The following is an 18,322-nucleotide window of genomic DNA, read 5'->3' on the forward strand; positions in this document are numbered from 1 at the left end:
AAGCGCTAGTCCGTCATGCGCTGGTAGCTATCAAAACAGTAGTAACAAAGGAACCAACACCATGTCCGCCTTGCTCATCGCTGGCAGCCCTTCAGAGCGCTCCCGCTCCGCCGCCTTGCTCGACGCCGTGGCCCAGCGCCTGTCGGTGCGCGGCGCGCTGGTGGATCGCATCCATATCCGCGACCTGTCGCCCCAGGCGCTGTTGCTGGCCGATTTTGGCCATCCCACCGTGGTGAAGGCGATTGACCAGGTGGCAGATGCCTGCGTGCTGGTGGTGGCTACGCCCGTCTACAAGGCGGCGTACAGCGGTGTGCTCAAAGTGTTTCTGGATTTGTTGCCGCAGACAGCTCTCAAGGGCAAGACCGTGCTGCCCCTGGCCACGGGCGGCAGCCCGCACCACATGCTGGCGCTGGACTATGCGCTGCGCCCCGTGCTGCAGTCGCTGGGTGCCAAGAGCATCCTGCCCGGCATCTACGCCACCGACGCCCAGGTCACGCTGACGCCCGAGGGCACCTACCACGTGCAGGCCGACATTGCCGCCCGACTGGATGACGCGGTGAACGTGCTGGTCACCGAAACCCTTCGCCCATCGCCCGCCCAGGCCACACGGTTCGCGCCCGTGCATTTCTCGCAAGTGCGATGTAGCGTCTGACGGACCACGCGCCTGCGGCCCTGGCCGCAGGCGCCCACGCTCCGCCCGCCTTCCTCCTTTCCATTGTTTTCCTGGTAATGCCCGCTGAGCGCAGGCAGGGTGGGCTGTTGCCTGCTTGTACAAAAAAAGGTGCTGTTCATGTCCGGTGACGCAATCCCTCTGTCCGCACAGCCACAGGCTCCATCGGTCCTTGAAGACCGACCCCTGGGTTTGCGCGACGCCCTGCGCTGGCTGGGTATTGCCTTGCTGGTGGTGGCCTCGCTCGTGGTCATCGGTGCCTTCTTGCTCATGCCGGTGGTGCCTGTCGCGGGCTGAATTCCCGCGGTTTTGGCCTCTTTTTGCCGCCCCATTTTTCTAGAAACAAACCATCACTATGACGACACATTTCTCTCTTCATCGCCGCCAGGCGCTGCTCACCGGTCTGGCCGCCGCCGCTCTCGGCGTCACGGGGGCCCCGGCCCTTGCACAAACGACTGCGCCCGGCCGCGTGCTGCGCGTGGGCCACCAAAAAGGCTGGCTTTCCATCCTCAAGGGCCGTGGCACGCTTGAAAAGCGACTGGCCCCGCTGGGCGTGAAGGTCACCTGGACCGAGTTCAACGCCGGCCCCGTGCAACTCGAAGCGCTCAACGTCGGCTCCATCGACTTTGGCGACGTGGGCGAAGCCCCGCCCATCTTCGCCCAGGCCGCTGGCGCGCCGCTGGTCTATGCGGGCGCCACGGTGCCGCGCCCAGCGCTGGAGGCCGTGATCGTGCCCAAGGACTCCCCGATCCGCAGCGTGGCCGACCTCAAGGGCAAACGCGTGGCCTACAACAAGGGCTCCAACGTGCAGTATTTCCTGGTCAAGCTGCTGGAGAAGAATGGTCTGAAATACGGCGACGTGCAGTCTGTCTTCCTGGCCCCAGCCGACGCGCGCGCCGCGTTTGAAAAGGGCGCAGTCGATGCCTGGATCATCTGGGACCCGTTCCTCGCTGCCGCCCAGAAGACGCTGGATGCCCGCCTGCTGGCCGACGCCACGGGAGTGGTCAACAACCGTGCCTACTACTTCACCTCGCGCGACTTCGCGACCAAGAACACCGATGTGTTGCGCATTGCGATCGAAGAGGTCAACGCGATTGACACCTGGGCGTCCAAGAACAAGGCGGCTGCAGCCGCAGAGCTCTCTGCCGTTCTGGGGCTGGACAAGTCCATCACCGAGCTGTACCTGAACCGCGCGCAGTTCGGCACCGCCCCGGTCACGCGCGAGATCCTGGCTGAGCAGCAAGGCATTGCCGACACCTTCTTCGACCTGAAGCTGATCCCCAAAAAGCTCAACCTGCTGCACGCCGCGCCGGTCGATCTGCTGTAACCCCACCACCCAGACCACAAACACGTTCCAAGGAGCTTGCCATGCCTGCGCCCATGCCTTTCCCGTTGCACGCCCAGCTGCGACGCGTTCTGTGCGTCACGGCCACCGCCTGGGGGCTGGACGGTCAGCAGCGGCGCGCGGTCTTGCGCCCGCCCCAGTTCGGCTTTGCCATCTCCTACTGATTTCGTTCGGACCTCGTTGAGATCCCGTTTTGAAGAGACCTGTCCCATGCAAATCTTCTGGTTCATTCCCACCCACGGCGACAGCCGCTACCTTGGCACCGCCAAAGGCGCACGCCAGCTCAGCCATGACTACCTCCAGCAGGTGGCGGTTGCCGCTGACAGCCTGGGCTACGAGGGCGTTCTGATCCCCACCGGCCGCTCCTGCGAAGACCCGTGGGTGGTTGCGTCCAGCCTGCTTGCCGTGACCAGGAAGCTCAAGTTCCTGGTGGCGGTGCGCCCCGGCCTGCACCAGCCCGCACTGGCTGCACGCATGGCGGCCACGTTCGACCGGCTCTCGGGTGGGCGACTGCTCATCAACCTGGTGACTGGGGGCGACCAGGCCGAGCTGGAGGGCGACGGCGTGTTTCTGGACCACGCCACGCGCTACGAGCAGTCGGCCGAGTTCATCCGCATCTGGCGCGAAATCCTCACGCGCAGCCACCAGGGCGAAAGCCTCGACTATGAGGGCAAGCACCTCACGGTGAAGGGCGCAAAGCTGCTGTTTCCGCCCTTGCAGCAGCCGCACCCACCGGTGTACTTCGGTGGGTCGTCCGACGCCGCCCACGACCTGGCGGCCGAGCAGGTGGAGACCTATCTGACCTGGGGTGAACCACCCGCCGAAGTGGCCAAGAAGGTGGCCGACGTGCGCGCCCGCGCTGCAAAGCGGGGCCGCACGGTCAAGTTTGGCATCCGCCTGCACGTCATCGTGCGCGAAACCGAAGACCAGGCCTGGGCCGCTGCAGAAGAACTCATCAGCCATGTGGACGACGTGACCGTGGCGCGTGCCCAGGCGGTGTTCTCACGCATGGATTCCGAAGGCCAGCGCCGCATGGCGCAGCTGCATGCGGGTGGCGTCAAGCGCAGCCGCGCCGACCTGGAGATCAGCCCCAACCTGTGGGCTGGTGTGGGCCTGGTGCGTGGTGGTGCGGGCACGGCGCTGGTGGGTGATCCGGAAACGGTGGCGGCGCGCATCGAGGAATACGCGGCGCTGGGGCTGGACACCTTTGTGCTCTCGGGCTATCCGCACCTGGAAGAGGCTTACCGGTTTGCCGAGCTGGTGTTCCCGTTGCTGCCCGTGGGCGCGCGCGAGAAGCTCTCTGGCGGCAACCCACTGGGGCCGTTCGGCGAGACCGTGGCCAATGACTTTGTGCCCCGTGCGTCGCAAAGCTGAACCGGCACCGCAGGAGATATGCCATGAGCATCCAGTCCATCAACCACGTGCAACTGGCCTTCCCGGCTGGGGCCGAGGCGCCCATCCGGCGCTTTTACGCCAGCCTGCTGGGCCTGCCGGAGGTGCGCTTGCAGGCCGGTAACACGCTGCGGTTTGCTGCGGGCACCCAGCGCATCGATCTGGTGCCTACCGAGCACTGGCAACCGGCGCCTGCGGTGTCGCACCTGGCCTTCGAGGTGCAGGACCTGCCCGCGCTGCGCCACCGCCTGCTGCAGGCCGAGCTGCCGCTGGTGGAAAACCGCGCGCTGCCCGGCTACCTGCGCTTTTACGTCAAGGACCCGGCGGGTAACCAGCTGGAGTTCCTGGAGCCCGATAACGAACAGGACATCACGCCATGACACAGACCACCCGAGAGCTGCAGATATCGCCTGTGGCGGACTCCGTCGATCTCCCGCTCGAAGGGCCTTTGCTCCCCGCGTCGCTGGTCCGCTTTGTGGCCAACGTGGCGCAGCGTCTGCTGCCCTGGGCCGTGCCTGTAGGGCTCATCGTGTTGTGGCAGATCGCCTCTTCTTCGGGCTGGCTGTCCACCCGCGTGTTGCCTGCACCGCTGGAAGTGGTGAAGGCGGCCTGGACGTTGACCCTGTCCGGCGAGCTTTGGACCCACGTCAAGGTAAGCGCAGGCCGGGCGCTGGCGGGTCTGGCCATCGGGGGCGGCCTGGGATTGCTGCTGGGCCTGCTCACCGGCTCGGTCAAGCTGTTCGAGACGCTGCTCGACTCCACCATCCAGATGGTGCGCAACATCCCTGCGCTGGCGCTGATTCCGCTGGTGATCCTGTGGTTCGGCATCGACGAATCGGCCAAGCTGTTCCTCATCAGCGTGTCGGTGTTCTTCCCGATCTATCTCAACACCTTCCACGGCATCCGCAATGTGGACCCGGGCTTGATTGAGATGGGCCGCACCTACGGCCTCGGGCGCTGGCAGCTGTACCGCCAGATCATTCTGCCCGGCGCCTTGTCGAGCATCCTGGTGGGACTGCGCTTCTCGCTCGGCCTGATGTGGGTGATCCTCATCGTGGCAGAGACCATTTCGGCACAGGCGGGTATTGGCTACCTCACGATGAATGCGCGGGAGTTCCTGCAAACCGACATCGTGCTCGTGGGCATCCTGCTGTACGCGTTGCTGGGCAAGCTGGCTGACGTGTTTGCCAAGGGGCTGGAGCGCTACTGGTTGCGCTGGCACCCCGGCTACCAGACGGCTTGAGCTGCGGGGCCCTGACTCCGACATTCCTACAACGCATTCATCACGACCATGACCCTTCCTTTCCTGATTCATCGGCGCACTGTGCTTGGTGCCCTTGCGGCCCTGTCCAGCGGCTTGGCTGCGGCGCAAGGCAAGCCCGAGACCCTGCGCATTGGTTTGCAGAAATCATCCACGCTCACCACCATCCTGCGAACACGGGGCACGCTGGAGCAATTGCTGGCACCGCTGAACGTCAAGGTCTCGTGGCACGAGTTCACCAGTGGCCTGCCTTTGCTCGAAGCCCTGAACCTGGGCAACATCGATGTCAGTGCCGACGTGGCCGACACCGTACCCGTCTTCGCCCAGGCAGCCGGCGCCAACCTCACCTTCGTGGCGCAGGAATCGCCATCGCCCGCCGCCCAGGCCATCGTGGTGCGTGCCGATTCGCCCATCAAGACCGTGGCCGACCTCAAGGGCAAGAAGATCGGTTTTGCCAAGGCGGCGGGTGTGCACTTCTTGCTGATTGCAGCGCTGGAGAAGTCCGGCCTGACGTTCAAGGACATCGAGCCCGCCTACCTCACGCCGGCCGACGGCCGCGCAGCCTTCGAGCGTGGCGCCATTGACGCCTGGGTGGTGTGGGACCCTTTCCTGGCCGCCGTGCAAAAGCAGTCGGCGGTACGGGTGCTGGCCGACGGGCGTGATCTGGCGTCTTACCAGCGCTATTACCTGGCCGGGACTCCCTATGCCAAGGCCCGACCCGATGTACTCGGTGTGTTCTTCCACGAGCTGCAGAAGGCCGGTGCCTGGGTCAAGCAAAGTCCCAAGGACGCAGCCGCGCTGCTGGCACCGGTGTGGGGGCTGGATGCGGGCGTGATCGAGCTGGCCAATAGCCGCCGCAGCTATGAGGTGCGCGCCGTGGTGCCCACAGCCCTTGCCGAGCAACAGCGCATTGCGGATGCCTTTTTGGCCGAGAAGCTGCTGCCCAGGCGCGTGAATGCCCTCGATGTGCCTCTCTTCAAACCCGGAGCCTGATGCCATGAGCCAGAACGATCCCAACACAGCGCAGGGCGTGCGCCTGGAAGTGCGCAGTGTGGACAAGCGCTACGGCACGCGCGATGTCCTCAAGAAGACCGAACTCACGATTGAACCCGGCCAGTTCGTTGCGATTGTGGGCCGCAGTGGCTGCGGCAAGAGCACGCTGCTGCGTCTGGTGGCGGGCCTGGAGTCAGTCTCTGGCGGTGCGATCCGCCTGGACGGCCAGGACATCACCGGCCTGAGCGGTGACACCCGCATCATGTTCCAGGACTCGCGCCTTTTGCCCTGGAAGCGTGTGGCTGACAACGTGGCCCTGGGCCTGCCGCCCGAGCGGCGCGGCGCCGCGGCCGATGTGCTGGCGCGCGTGGGCCTGGGCGACCGGCTGGGCGAATGGCCGGCACGCCTGTCGGGCGGCCAGCGCCAGCGCGTGGCCCTGGCGCGTGCGCTGGTGCACAACCCGCGCCTGCTGCTGCTGGACGAACCCCTTGGTGCGCTCGACGCACTGACCCGCATCGAGATGCACCGCCTCATTGAAGGCCTGTGGCGCACCAGCGGCTTTACGGCATTGCTGGTCACCCACGACGTGCAAGAAGCCGTGGCCCTGGCCGACCGCGTGATCCTGATCGAAGACGGCCAGATCGCGCTGGACCAGCGCATCGACCTGCCACGCCCCCGTTCGCACGGTGACGCCGCGTTTGCTGCCATCGAAAAACGCATCCTGGATCGCGTGCTGCAAAAGCCCGATGGCGACCCCGCACGCGAGGCGCCATGGCCAGGTGTGCCAGCGCATGGCCTGCGCTGGGCGGTGTGATTTTTTGTTTCTCTCACCCACTGTTTTCATTTCTCAACGGACTATTCAAGGAGAACCCCATGTCCATTCAAGCCATCAACGTACGCAACCAGTTCAAGGGCAAAGTGCGCGAGATCATTCGCGGCGATGTCGTCTCCGAGGTCGATGTCGAAACCCCCTGGGGCATCGTCACCTCCGTCATCACCACCCGTTCGGTGGACGACCTGGGCCTGGTCGTGGGTTCCGATGTGGTCGCACTGGTCAAGTCCACGGAGGTGTCCATCGCCAAGCTGTGATGGAGCACTGCCCGCCGTCATCACTGGTGTTGCGGCTGAATCGCGCACAAAGCGGGCGCTTGAGGCGACCCGCTGCGTGCGGGGGGCTGCGGTGCTCTGGATGAAGACTGCGACAGGCAAATAGCTCGTTTGGAAACGGTCGCATCGCAGGAGGGGAGGGCTGGGGCTCATCAAGACGGCCGCAGCCCGCCTTCTTTTTGACTGCCCATCACGTACCTGTTGATGGCACTGCTCGCATTCCAGGCCCCACAAGGGCCTGTTTTTTTGGGGGGGAACGATGCACGGGCGTGTGTGTAACCCCGTGGACGAAGCGCAGTTGCACTGGATAGTGAATTTATGTATGATGAACATCATGCGAAATAAACAGTCCAATGCTCGAGCCGCCGCCAAAGAAGCGACCCATGAGCGCATCGTGTCGGTGGCGGCGCGGGCGATCCGTCGTCAGGGCTACCATGGCACCGGGGTTGCGGACATCATGAAGGAAGCAGGCCTGACGCATGGCGCCTTCTATGCGCACTTCGAGTCTCGCGAGGCCATGCTGGCCGAAGCGGCAACGCAGGCGTGCGCTCAGTCTGTGGCGACGGTGGCGGGCGCTGTGGCGGGGGAGCCCGCCTCGCAGGCGATGGCAACCGTGCTCAAAGCCTACCTTTCGCGCGAACATGTCGAGAGCATCGAAACGGGTTGCCCTCTGGCCGCGTTGGGCTCCGAAACCTCGCGCCAGTCGCCTGAGGTGCGGCGCGTCTCCACCCGGCACATCAAGGAAATGGTCGATCTGATTGCGCGCCAGTCACCCCAGTGGGGCCAGCCAGAAACCCATGAGCAAGCGCTTGTCACCTTGTCCACCATGGTGGGAGCGCTCGTGCTTGCCCGTGCTGTGGACGACGCCGCGCTGTCCGACAGCCTGCGCGAAGCCGCGCTCAAGCACCTGTTGCCGGCGGAAACGGCATAACGCGGATTCACACCCAGCCTCTTCTTGATCGTGCGATGGCACGCATTTTTTTATCATTACATATGATGTTTATCATGCGAAATTGCGGGCCAAACTCTGCACAGCATCTGGCGCGTCATGGATGGACGGCGTTTTTGGTGGAGCCTCGCCAGTCCGCGTGGCATTGCTGTGCAGCCATGCAATCCCTTGCAGCAAAGGAAACCCCATGAAAGCGTTTGTTCTGGATCGCTATGCCAAAAAGGGCGTACTCCGGCCTGCCGATGTTCCTGCTCCCTCCCTGCGCGACGATGAGGTGCTGGTGGAGGTCCATGCAGCGGGCGTCAACCCGCTCGACGCCAAGATCCGAGATGGTGAGTTCAAGCTCCTCCTGCCTTACAAGATGCCGCTCATCCTCGGGCACGATGTGGCGGGCGTGGTGGTGCGGGTAGGGCCGCGCGTGCGGCAGTTCAAGCCGGGGGACGAGGTCTATGCCCGGGCGGACGACTTTCACATCGGCACCTTTGCGGAGCTGATTGCGGTCAAGGAGTCTTCGCTGGCCTTCAAGCCCCGCAGCCTGACCATGGAAGAGGCAGCGTCGATCCCGCTGGTGGGCTTGACGGCATGGCAGGCGCTGGTGGAGAAGGCCCAGGTCATCAAAGGGCAGAAGGTTTTCATCCAGGCGGGGTCGGGGGGGCTGGGCAGCATCGCCATCCAGCTGGCCAAGCACTTGGGCGCCACCGTGGCCACCACCGCCGGCGCGGGCAGTGCCGCACTGGTCCAAAGCCTGGGCGCGGACGTTGTCATCGACTACCGCCAGCAAGATTTTGAGAACGTGCTGCGCAACTATGACGTGGTGCTGCACAGCCAGGACAGCAAGGCGCTGGCCAAGTCCCTGCGTGTGCTCAAGCGCGGAGGCCAACTTGTCTCCGTCTCGGGCCCGCCCGATCCCGCATTCGGCGAAACCCTTCATGCGTCGGGCTTCTTGCGGATGGTGTTCCGGCTGTTGAGCGCCGGTACCCGGCGCCGTGCCCAAGTGCTGGGCATTGGCTACTCGTTCCTGTTCATGCGTGCACAGGGCAGCCAGCTGCAGGAGATCACGCGTCTGGTGGATGCAGGGGCCATCCGCCCGGTGATCGACAAGGTGTTTCCCTTCGACGCAACCAACGAAGCCATCGCCTACGTGGAAACCGGCCGTGCCAAGGGCAAGGTCGTCGTCAAGGTGCGCTGAGCTGCTCGCTTACTGCTGCCTCGCACCCGTCTCGCGTCCGTCTCGCACCTATCGAGCCCTCACTCCATATCCATCCCTTGCACAGCCCGTGCATATCCCTGTTCAGTCCCACCCCAACCTTGGAGATTCCCATGAAGATCGAAAACGCTGTTGTCCTCGTCACCGGTGCCAATCGCGGCATTGGCCTGGCCTTTGTTCGCGAGTTGCTCGCACGCGGTGCGCGCAAGGTCTACGCCGCCGCGCGCGATCCGTCCACCATCGTCCCGCAACCCGGCGTGCAGGCTTTGCGCCTGGACGTCAACAACCCCGAAGAGGTGGCGGCTGCCGCCGTGCAGGCGTCTGACGTGAGTTTGGTGATCAACAACGCGGGCATCGCCCAGCCCGGCGGGTTTCTGGCGGCCGACAGCGAAGAGGTGATGCGCCGCATCTTTGAGACCAATGTCTTTGGCGTGCTGCGTGTCAGCAAAGCCTTTGCCCAGGTCCTGCAGTCCAACGGAGGCGGGGCGCTGCTCAACGTGCTGTCTGTGGCGTCGTGGGTGAATGGCGGCGAGCTGGCTGCATACTCGGCCAGCAAGTCTGCGGCTTGGTCGCTCACCAATGCACTGCGCCACGAACTGGCCGCGCAAAACACGCATGTCCTGGGCCTGCACATGGCGTATGTGGATACCGACCTGACGCGCGGCTTTGACGTGCCCAAGACCAGCCCGGTTCAGATCGTTCGGCGCGCGCTGGATGGCCTGGAAGCAGGCGCGGACGAGGTGCTGGCCGATGAGCTCACACAGCATGTCAAGCTCGCGATGACAGCCACGCGACCCAGCTACCTGCCGCAAGTGGCCTGAGTACGCCGCGCAGGGGCCACCCAGCTGGCGTGACGCTCTGGGTGGCCCCTGGTGGCGACAAAGATCGGCCACCCAGCCGCCGGGTATCTGGCAAGAACCCTGGGGCTATTGCCCCCAGAACCGCCCGTGTTGCCTACACTCGGGCCCATGACGACCCTTCTGGTTTGCCCTTTTGCCGCCCTGGCTGTGCTGCCCCGCGCAGCGGCCTGCGCGCGAGCGGTGGCCAAGAAGAACGCGCGTCGTCAGCTGACGCCAGCACATTCCTGAGCCCGGCGGCACCCTCTCTCCTCATCCCCTTGTAGCGCAACCATCCACCGCCGGGCACCAGCCAAGCGCGGTAGCGGCCGTCTTGTCCCCACGGGGCACCGCCGCATTCGATGGAGTGCTTTGTATGCATGCAGTTGTGACCCCTGGCGAGCGCACGCTCACCGACCTGGACTATTCGCGCCTGACCAAGCTGGTCGGCAACCGGCCAGCCCCCTTGCTGGACGACCTGCTGGCCAACGCCGATATCACCAGCCCGCGCACCGTGCGGGCCGACGTGGTCACCATGAATTCACGCGTGGAGCTAGTGGACCAGCACACCCACCGGCGCCAGGTGCTGACCCTGTGCTACCCGCAGGACGCCGAGCCTGCGGCGGGCTTCATCTCGGTGCTGTCGCCGGTCGGCATCAGCCTGCTGGGCTTGCGGGCCGGGGACGTGGCCCGTTGGCAAACGCCCCATGGCGAAGAGTGCTCCGCCACCATCGAGAACATCCAGTACCAGCCCGAGGCCACGGGCGACTACCTCACCTAGTCGCCTTTGCACGCCGGCCCGCTGCGGGCCGTACCACCAGATCACTTCTCACCAGACCGGCGCCAATCGCACTGGCAGCCGTTGGAGGAGTGCGCGTTGTTCACCACAGAAGGACGTACCACCATGACCCCTCGTTCCATCCTTGCCGCCACCGATTTTTCTGAACAGGGAGGGCACGCGCTGGCGCGTGCGGCGCTGCTGGGCGCAGAGCATCGGGCTGCGTTGCAGCTGGTGTATCTCTCCCAACCCGGCGAAGTGCAGCCACCCGACGTGGCCGTGCGACTGTCGCACCATGCGCTGCAGATTCGGCAGCGCCACCAGATTCCTGTTCATGCCGGAACACGCATGGATTGCACGGTGGCGGATATCGCCCGCGCGGCAGCGGGTCACGACCTGGTGGTGTGGGGCATGGCCCCGCAGCGCGGGTTGCGGGCCTGGTTCGGCGCGCACCCTGTGATCCAGTTGCTCCGTGCCTGCCAGCGCCCCGTGATCGTGGTGCGTAGCGCAGCGGCACAGCCCTACCAGAGCCTGATGGTGGCGGTGGACTTTTCTCAGGCTTCGCATCGCCTGGTGGAGCTGGGCCTGGCGCTCCACCCCCGCGCACGTGTGGAACTGTTCCATGCCGTCAGCACTGCCAACGAGGGCAAGCTGCGTTATGCCGAAGTGTCGGAACGCGCCATCCAGATCTACCGCGAGCAGTGCAGGCGCCATGCGCAGGACCGCATGTTCACGCTGACCGACTCGTACGATGCGCGGCGCAACCGGCTTTCATCCTCCATCGGCCGGGGCGACCCGGCGCGGCAGGTGTTGGTGGCGCAGCAAGGTGCCGGGGCCGACCTGATCGTGGTGGGCAAGCATCCCGCGTCCCGGTGGGCAGACTGGCTGTTCGAGAGCGTTGCGCAACGCATCCTGTGTGAAGCCCGCACGGACGTGCTGGTGGTGCCGCACGGCTTTCAGTCCGCATCCCGGGGGGCCGCCCTGAAACGCCTGGCGACCGATCTGCCCGTGCGCCGTGTCAAGGCAGGCCCGCCGCGCCTGCCGAGTCATCCCAACCCTGCGGCGCTGCAGGGTGGCACATGAAGAAGGAGCCCTGCGGACAGCCCTGCCGAGGTCATTGGGATCGCCATGCATGATGCCTAGGCCGCCTTCGCGAGCAGTGTTGTGTACCGGCTTGCGGGCCTTGCCAGGCCCAGGTTTTCCCGCAGGGTGGTGCCTTCGTAGGCGGTGCGAAACAGGCCGCGCCGCTGCAGTTCAGGCACCACCAGGTCCACAAACTCGTTGAGTGATTGGGGCAACACAGGCGGCATCACGTTGAAGCCGTCCGCCGCCCCGTTCTCAAACCATTCCTGCATGCGGTCGGCAATGGTCTCGGGTGTACCGATCACCACCCAGTGGCCGCGTGCACCGGCGAGGTATTCGTACAGCTGACGCACGGTGTATTTCTCTCGCCGGGCCAGCTCCAGCACCACGTGGGCGCGGCTGTTGATGCCCTTGGGTGGCTCGGGGATGTACGGCGGAGGTGCGTCAAGGTTCCACTTCGACAGGTCCTCTCCGGGCCAGAAGGGGGTGAGAGTGGCCAGGCCCACGCTGGGGTGGATCAAGGCCTGCAGCTCGGCCCACTTGGCCTGGGCTTCTGCCTCGGTGCGGCCAATCACTGGGGAGATGCCGGGAAGCACCAGCAGTTCTTCAGGACTGCGGCCGTACTTGGCCATGCGACCCTTCACATCCTTGTAGAAGGCCTGGGCCTCGGCCAGGCTGGTCCAGGCGGTGAAGATGGCTTCGGCCGTCGCGGCGGCCAGTTCCTTGCCGTCTTCCGAGGAGCCGGCTTGCACAATCACTGGGTGGCCTTGCAACGAGCGCTCGATGTTGAGCGGCCCTTGCACCTTGAGGTGTTTGCCCACGTGGTTGAGTGCGTGCAGCTTGTCGGGGTCAAAGTAGATGCCGCTTGCCTGGTCGCGCACCAGGGCGTCGTCGTCAAAGCTGTCCCACAGCCCCTTGACCACGTCCACAAATTCGTGGGCGCGCTCGTACCGCGTGGCGGGGTCCGGGTGCGTGTCCAGGCCAAAGTTGCCGTGCACATTTTCGGCGCTGGTGGTCACCACGTTCCAGGCGGCCCGGCCCTTGCTGATGTGGTCCAGCGACGCAAACTTGCGCGCCAGCAGGTAGGGGTCTTCGTAGGTGGTGGAGGCTGTGGCCACAAAGCCGATGTGCTTGGTGACGACCGACAGCGCCGCCCACAGCGTCACGGGCTCGAAGTGCGAGATCCGTCCCTGGCGGCTGAAGGACTCGCGGTCGCCCTTGTGCCACACGCCGGGGCTGTCGGCCACGAACACCTGGTCAAACAAGCCACGTTCGGCTGTTTTGGCGACCTCGATGTAGTGATCGATGTTGACGCCCGAATCGACCTGTGAGCCCGGGTGGCGCCAGGCGGCTACGTGGTGGCCCGTGGCCATGATGAAAGCGCCGAGGCGCAGTTTTCTGGATGTGTCGGGTTGGGTCATGTGAGATTCCAAAACTTGTGGAGATGGCTCGCGGCCTTCGACACTGGCGCGGCCCAGGCCAGTGCACCCGTGGAACCCGCTTTGCCGGGCCAGGGGGGGCGTCTCCCCAAGGGGGATGGCGCCGAAGGCGACTCAGGGGGGCTACTCGGTAATAGTGATGCGATGCAGCTTGCGGTGCTGCGGAAAGAAGTCGCCCACTGCGTAGTGCTGGGTGGAGCGGTTGTCCCAAACGGCCAGCGTGCCCGGCGCCCAGCGCAGGCGGGCCTGGAACTCGGCCACCTGTGGCAGGGCAAACAGCTGGGTCAGCAGCGCATCGCTGTGCGTGCGGTGCAGGCCCTTGATGTGGCTGGTGAAGGTGGGGTTCACGTACAGGATCTTCTTGCCCGTGACGGGGTGCACGCGCACCACGGGGTGCTCCACGGGCGGGTACTTGGCGCGGGCGGCCTTCAGTTCTTCGCCGCTGGCGTCCTTGCGCAGCAGGTACTCCGTCCAGCCGCTGATCTCCCAGGTGTGTACGGCCGTGAGCGTTTCCAGGTAAGCCTGGAAGGCGGGCGGCAGACTGGCGTACGCGGCCGTGAGGCTGGCCCACAGCGTATCGCCGCCGCTGGCCGGGATCACCTGTGCATAGAGGCTGGTGCCCAGCGGCGGTTGCTCGCGCCAGGTGATGTCCGCATGCCATTGGTTGGACGCCTTGGGGCGCTCGGCCGTGCTCTCCACGATCTCGATCTCGGGGTGGCTCTCGAGCCGGGGGAAGAACGCCTTCACCTCGGCCACATTGCCAAAGCTGCGGGTGAAGTCCACCTGCTGCTGCGGCGTGATGTGCTGGTCGCGGAAGAACAGCACCTCGTGCACGGCCAGTGCCTGGCGCAGCTCGGCCTGCGTGGCGGCGTCCAGGGGCTGGCGCAGGTCCAGCTCGTGGATGACTGCCCCGATGGTGGGGGTGTAGGGCTCTACCGCAAAGCGGGTGAACGTGGGGTGCAAATCGTTGATCTTGGACATGGCGCTACTTTCTGAAACGGTGGGGTGATGAAAGAGAACTCCCACACGATTGGGACAGCGCGCAGTGCGCGCATCAACGAAGCAGTTCGCATATGCATAGTCGGAAAACTGCGCCTTGCACTGGCGCGCGTGGGCCTGCCATCCGCAAATTTGGATATCTGTTTTTGGTCGTTGGCCCCCGCGCAGGGCCTGCCTAGAGTGATCGGCGACGTGTGCAGCACATTGCGCACGCACACCGGAACGACAACAGGCAAAACAACAGGCACGAAGGGTCAACAGATGAAAAAAACGCAATGGAAAACAGCGCTCTGGGCGGCTGCCACGACAGCCAGCGCGGCGGTGGCCCTGGGCCTGTGGGCGGGTAGCGCAGCCGCACAGGCGCAAGATCCCCTGAAGGTGATCCGCATCGGCATCGCCACTGGCGGTGTGGGCAGCGACCCGGTGCGCCATGGTGGCACCTCGGCCGCGCTGGCCTACACCGATGGCGGGCTGGAAGAAGAGTTCAAGAAGGACGGTGTGAAGGTGCAATGGACCTTCTTCAAGGGCGCGGGTCCGGCCGTCAATGAGGCACTGGTCAACAAGCAACTGGACTTTGCGTGGCAGGGCGACCTGCCCTCTATCGTGCACCGGGCCAGTGACGTGAAGACCAAGATCATTCTGGGCAGTGGCGTGCGCGGCGGGCTCTACCTTGCGGTGCCGCCCGACTCCAACATCCGCCGCCTGGAAGACCTCAAGGGCCGCAAGGTGGCCGTATTCAAGGGCACGAACCTGCATCTGGCAGCCGTGCGCGCGCTGGCCGACAAGGGTCTGAGCGAGCGCGATGTGAAACTGCTCAATCTGGATTTGCCCAGCGCTGAGGCGGCGTTGGTCAGCAAGGACATCGACGCCGCCTTTGGCTATGTGGGTTTTTTCAAGCTGCGTGACCAGGGCCTGGCCAAGGTGGTGTGGTCGGCTGCAGAAGATTCCTACAAGTACACCCGCCAGACGGCACTGCTGGTGACCGACGACTTCGCCGCCCGCCACCCCAAGGCAGTGGAGCGCGTGGTCAAGACGGTGGTGCTGTACGCGCATAAATATTCCGACGAAAACCGCCGTGCCGAACTGTTTGCGCAGTGGGGCAAGGCCGAGTACGCCGAGAAGGTGTGGCGCGAAGACTTTATTGGCCAGCCGCTGCGCGTGCGCCTGTCGCCACTGCTCGACCCATTTCTGGTGGCGCGCTACAAGGACGCGGCTGACGAGGCCCACAAGCTCAAACTCATCCGCAAGAAGCCAGAGATCGATAGCTGGTTTGACCGCCGCTATCTGAACGCTGCTCTCAAGGAGCTGAAACTGGAGAGCTACTGGCCCGTGTATGGCGCCAACGGGGATCTGGTCGCCGCCCCTTGATCCAGGTCTCCGATCCAGACCGCGGTGCGCAAGCCAGGAAAAGCCGCTCACCACCGCTCGTTGCAACCCGCCCGCACCTTGTGCGCGGCGGGTTTTTTGCGCCTGCGTCGAGGCAACCTCATAACGCAGGCGTCGCTGCTCATGCCGCAAACATCTTTGTCATTGCATATGAGTATTAACCATTTATTTTTATAACAAACGTCTTTTACATTTCTTTTGGTTGTTATCGATGGCGCTGCGCTCACCCCAGGTGGTAGCAGCTCCACCACCCACAAAGGAAATGCAAAAGATGGCGATACCCGCACTGAACGCGGCCGGGCCAGGCAGCCCCGTGAGGCCGCTGGACGCGCTGCCGGATGCCCCCACACGCCGCCCCGCAGCGGCAAGGCAAAACGCCGCCTGGACTTGGGCGAGGCGTTCGCTTTGGGCCTGGCCCTTTCCGCTGGCCGTACTGGCGCTGTGGCAGCTCTCCGCTCTGTGGGGCTGGGTGCCCGAGCAGGTGCTGCCGCCGCCCGCCGCCGTGTTCAAGGTGTTTGGCGAGCTGCTGGCCAGCGGCGAGCTGTGGGAGCACCTGCGCATCAGCATGGTCCGCGTGTTTGCGGGCTTTGGCATTGGCCTGGCGCTGGGCCTGCTGCTGGGCGGTGCCATGGGCCTCGCGCCCACCTTCCGCGACTACGTGTTCCCGCTGTTCAAGGCCTTTAGCCAGGTGCCGGTGATCGGCTGGCTGCCGCTGCTGATTCTGGTGGTGGGCATTGATGAGGCATTGAAGTTTCTGCTCATCGCCAAGGCCGCGTTGGTGCCCGTGGCCATCAACACCTGCCAGGGCATCCAGAACGTGCCCCACCGGCTGGTGGAGGTGGCGCGTGTGTATGGCTTTACCCGCTGGCAGATGCTGCGCAAGGTGGTGTTTCCGGCGGCCACGGCGCCCATCTGGAACGGCGTGCGCTATGGCCTCACCCATGCCTGGCTGGCGCTGGTGGTGGTGGAGCTGCTGGCGTCGTCCGAGGGCATTGGTTTCCTCATCGTCTACGGCCGCCAGCTTTTTCAGCTGGACGTGGTGCTGGCGGCGGTGCTGGCCGTGGGCATCGTGGGTTTTGTGATCGACAAGCTGCTGGCCGTGTCTGAGGCGTGGCTGCTGCGCTGGCGCAAGCCAGGACTGTGAAAGGGGTGTGTGAATGTCTTCAAGGTCTTCTGTGAACGTGCAACGTAACCTGTTCCACAAAGTGCCTCCGCGCCTGCGGGGCTGGGTGCTGCCCGTGTTGATTCTGGCGGTGTGGTGGGCGGTGGTTGCCTCGGGGGCGTCCGATTCGCCCCTGCTGGTGTCGCCGCTGGCCGTCTGGCAGCGCGGCGTGGGCCAGGTCGCGAGCGGCGAGCTGTGGGTGGCCTTGTCGGCCAGCCTGTGGCGCATGGCCTGGGGCTTTGGCATTGGCTCCAGCATCGGTCTGGCCGTGGGTGCGCTGCTGGGCTGGTCGCGCTGGGCCGAGCGGCTGGTGGGGCCCACGTTCCACACGCTCAAGCAGATCTCGCTGTTTGCGTGGATTCCGATGCTGTCGATGTGGTTTGGCCTGGGCGATACCGCCAAGGTAGCGTTTGTGGCCATGGCGGCGTTCTTTCCGGTGGTGCTCAACACGCTGGAGGGCCTGCGCAGCGTGCCGCGTGAGTACCTGGAGGTGGCCCGCGTGTACGAGTTCAGCGTGTGGCAAACGCTGCACCGCGTGGTGGCGCCTGCCGCCGCGCCCTCACTGTTCACCGGTATCCAGCTCTCGCTCATCTACAGCTGGCTGGCCACGCTGGGGGCCGAATACCTGCTGGCCTCGGGCAAGGGCATTGGCAACACGCTGATCGACGGGCGCGAGCATTTCTGGATGGACCTGGTGCTGTTTGGCGTGGTGGTGGTGGGCCTGGTGGGCTTTGTACTGAACGCGCTGCTGGCCGCACTGGAAAAGCGCCTGCTGGCCTGGCGTGATCGCACGATCGCCAGGTACTGATGCTGCTGACGCATCGCATACGCATACGAACACAAGGAAATCAACATGGCACACGCCGGTACCCTGGCCATTCGCGGCCTGAACAAGCAGTACGAGGTCAAGGGCGAAGCCCTGCCCGTACTGCAGGACATCTACCTCACCATCGAGCCCGGCGGGTTCGTGAGCATCGTGGGCTCGAGCGGCTGCGGCAAGTCCACGCTGCTGCGGCTGGTGATTGGCCTGGAGGGCGATTACCAGGGCGAGATCCTGCTCAACGGCCAGCGCATTGTGGGCACCAGCCTCAACCGGGGCATCGTGTTCCAGGAGCACCGCTTGTTTCCCTGGCTCACGGTCGAGAAGAACGTGGCGCTGGGCCTGCTCAACTCCAGCCTGACCGAAGGCCAGCAGCGCGCCACCGTGCGCGAGCACATTGCGCTGGTGGGGCTGGAGGGGTTCGAGACCGCCTATCCGCACCAGCTCTCGGGCGGCATGTCGCAGCGCGTGGCCATTGCGCGGGCGCTGGTCAACCGGCCCGACATCCTGCTGCTGGACGAACCCTTTGGCGCACTTGACGCCATGACCCGTGCCCACCTGCAGCAGGAGCTGCGCCGCATCTGGCAGCAGGAGGGCATCACCATGATCCTGGTGACCCATGACGTGGAAGAGGCCGTGTACCTGGGCGACCGCGTGGTGGTGATGGAGCCGCGCCCCGGCCGCATCCGCCGCACCGTGCCGGTGGGGCTGCCCCATCCGCGCGAGCGCACCTCCCACGCGTTCACCGCCATCAAGGACAGCGTGCTGCGCGAGTTCTCCGGCCACCCGGCGGCCGACCTGGCCGAGCCGCCGCTCAAGCGCGGCGAGCAGCTGGCGCCTGCCGCGCAGTGGCAATTTGCCGTTTGATTGTTTGTTCCCCTTTTACCGATCCCCG

The 18,322-nt window shown here is 65.0% G+C and carries 21 protein-coding genes; 19 read left to right on the top strand and 2 right to left on the bottom strand.

The features are described from left to right. Window positions 1–61: 61 nt before the first annotated feature. From ssuE to ACTJKQ_RS17490, 15 genes are all read left to right on the top strand, one after another. Entirely contained in the window at window positions 62–652 is a 591-nt protein-coding gene (ssuE, locus tag ACTJKQ_RS17420; protein WP_440597561.1) for an NADPH-dependent FMN reductase, read from the top strand. 138 nt (window positions 653–790) lie between these two features. Beyond that, window positions 791–967 carry a hypothetical protein gene (locus ACTJKQ_RS17425; RefSeq protein ID WP_158236071.1) on the top strand — a complete coding sequence of 59 codons (177 nt, stop codon included), beginning with the start codon at window positions 791–793 and terminating at the stop codon, window positions 965–967. Between the two features lie 58 nt (window positions 968–1,025). Then, window positions 1,026–1,997 carry a sulfonate ABC transporter substrate-binding protein gene (locus ACTJKQ_RS17430; protein ID WP_116749593.1) on the top strand — a complete coding sequence of 324 codons (972 nt, stop codon included), beginning with the start codon at window positions 1,026–1,028 and terminating at the stop codon, window positions 1,995–1,997. Window positions 1,998–2,038: 41 nt separating this feature from the next. Then, window positions 2,039–2,179, top strand: a complete 141-nt coding sequence (locus ACTJKQ_RS17435) for a hypothetical protein (protein WP_203422183.1) — start codon at window positions 2,039–2,041, stop codon at window positions 2,177–2,179. 46 nt (window positions 2,180–2,225) lie between these two features. After that, window positions 2,226–3,389, top strand: a complete 1,164-nt coding sequence (gene ssuD / locus ACTJKQ_RS17440; RefSeq protein ID WP_260667067.1) for an FMNH2-dependent alkanesulfonate monooxygenase — start codon at window positions 2,226–2,228, stop codon at window positions 3,387–3,389. 23 nt (window positions 3,390–3,412) lie between these two features. Then, complete coding sequence (locus tag ACTJKQ_RS17445) at window positions 3,413–3,787, top strand: VOC family protein (RefSeq protein WP_056744268.1); 375 nt, start codon at window positions 3,413–3,415, stop codon at window positions 3,785–3,787. Continuing rightward, window positions 3,784–4,650: an aliphatic sulfonate ABC transporter permease SsuC gene (ssuC, locus tag ACTJKQ_RS17450; RefSeq protein WP_056067463.1), complete on the top strand. Its 867-nt coding sequence runs from the start codon at window positions 3,784–3,786 to the stop codon at window positions 4,648–4,650. The genes ACTJKQ_RS17445 and ssuC overlap by 4 nt, the downstream gene beginning before the upstream one ends. A 48-nt stretch (window positions 4,651–4,698) precedes the next feature. After that, window positions 4,699–5,661, top strand: coding sequence for an aliphatic sulfonate ABC transporter substrate-binding protein (locus ACTJKQ_RS17455; RefSeq protein ID WP_260667069.1), 963 nt, complete (start codon window positions 4,699–4,701; stop codon window positions 5,659–5,661). 4 nt (window positions 5,662–5,665) lie between these two features. Then, window positions 5,666–6,475: an ATP-binding cassette domain-containing protein gene (locus ACTJKQ_RS17460; RefSeq protein ID WP_440597562.1), complete on the top strand. Its 810-nt coding sequence runs from the start codon at window positions 5,666–5,668 to the stop codon at window positions 6,473–6,475. 59 nt (window positions 6,476–6,534) lie between these two features. Further along, window positions 6,535–6,750: a TOBE domain-containing protein gene (locus tag ACTJKQ_RS17465; RefSeq protein ID WP_015013774.1), complete on the top strand. Its 216-nt coding sequence runs from the start codon at window positions 6,535–6,537 to the stop codon at window positions 6,748–6,750. Between the two features lie 340 nt (window positions 6,751–7,090). Next, entirely contained in the window at window positions 7,091–7,699 is a 609-nt protein-coding gene (locus tag ACTJKQ_RS17470; protein WP_121943172.1) for a TetR/AcrR family transcriptional regulator, read from the top strand. A gap of 205 nt (window positions 7,700–7,904) precedes the next feature. After that, window positions 7,905–8,906, top strand: a complete 1,002-nt coding sequence (locus ACTJKQ_RS17475; RefSeq protein WP_121943171.1) for an NADP-dependent oxidoreductase — start codon at window positions 7,905–7,907, stop codon at window positions 8,904–8,906. A 131-nt stretch (window positions 8,907–9,037) separates the two neighbouring features. Then, window positions 9,038–9,745 (top strand): SDR family oxidoreductase, encoded by a 708-nt coding sequence (locus tag ACTJKQ_RS17480; RefSeq protein WP_440597563.1) that lies wholly within the window; start codon window positions 9,038–9,040, stop codon window positions 9,743–9,745. Between the two features lie 391 nt (window positions 9,746–10,136). After that, window positions 10,137–10,541, top strand: coding sequence for a GreA/GreB family elongation factor (locus ACTJKQ_RS17485; RefSeq protein ID WP_121943170.1), 405 nt, complete (start codon window positions 10,137–10,139; stop codon window positions 10,539–10,541). A gap of 123 nt (window positions 10,542–10,664) precedes the next feature. Next, window positions 10,665–11,621, top strand: coding sequence for a universal stress protein (locus tag ACTJKQ_RS17490; protein ID WP_440597564.1), 957 nt, complete (start codon window positions 10,665–10,667; stop codon window positions 11,619–11,621). Window positions 11,622–11,677: 56 nt separating this feature from the next. Here ACTJKQ_RS17490 and ACTJKQ_RS17495 read toward each other — a convergent pair whose 3' ends face one another. Both ACTJKQ_RS17495 and ACTJKQ_RS17500 read right to left on the bottom strand, forming a co-directional pair. Further along, window positions 11,678–13,042: an LLM class flavin-dependent oxidoreductase gene (locus ACTJKQ_RS17495; RefSeq protein ID WP_440597565.1), complete on the bottom strand. Its 1,365-nt coding sequence runs from the start codon at window positions 13,040–13,042 to the stop codon at window positions 11,678–11,680. 141 nt (window positions 13,043–13,183) lie between these two features. Beyond that, window positions 13,184–14,041 (bottom strand): TauD/TfdA dioxygenase family protein, encoded by an 858-nt coding sequence (locus ACTJKQ_RS17500; RefSeq protein WP_108497574.1) that lies wholly within the window; start codon window positions 14,039–14,041, stop codon window positions 13,184–13,186. A 279-nt stretch (window positions 14,042–14,320) separates the two neighbouring features. Between ACTJKQ_RS17500 and ACTJKQ_RS17505 the strand changes: the two genes are divergently transcribed. The 4 genes from ACTJKQ_RS17505 (at window position 14,321) to ACTJKQ_RS17520 (ending at window position 18,294) form a co-directional block, all read left to right on the top strand. Continuing rightward, entirely contained in the window at window positions 14,321–15,427 is a 1,107-nt protein-coding gene (locus ACTJKQ_RS17505) for an ABC transporter substrate-binding protein (protein WP_056744284.1), read from the top strand. Window positions 15,428–15,716: 289 nt separating this feature from the next. Then, window positions 15,717–16,589: an ABC transporter permease gene (locus ACTJKQ_RS17510; protein ID WP_440597566.1), complete on the top strand. Its 873-nt coding sequence runs from the start codon at window positions 15,717–15,719 to the stop codon at window positions 16,587–16,589. A 13-nt stretch (window positions 16,590–16,602) separates the two neighbouring features. Continuing rightward, entirely contained in the window at window positions 16,603–17,415 is an 813-nt protein-coding gene (locus tag ACTJKQ_RS17515; RefSeq protein ID WP_440597567.1) for an ABC transporter permease, read from the top strand. 45 nt (window positions 17,416–17,460) lie between these two features. Continuing rightward, window positions 17,461–18,294 (top strand): ABC transporter ATP-binding protein, encoded by an 834-nt coding sequence (locus ACTJKQ_RS17520; protein WP_440597568.1) that lies wholly within the window; start codon window positions 17,461–17,463, stop codon window positions 18,292–18,294. Window positions 18,295–18,322 lie beyond the last annotated feature (28 nt).

The sequence above is a fragment of the Acidovorax sp. 22279 genome, from assembly GCF_052045435.1.
GTDB lineage: Bacteria > Pseudomonadota > Gammaproteobacteria > Burkholderiales > Burkholderiaceae_C > Acidovorax > Acidovorax delafieldii.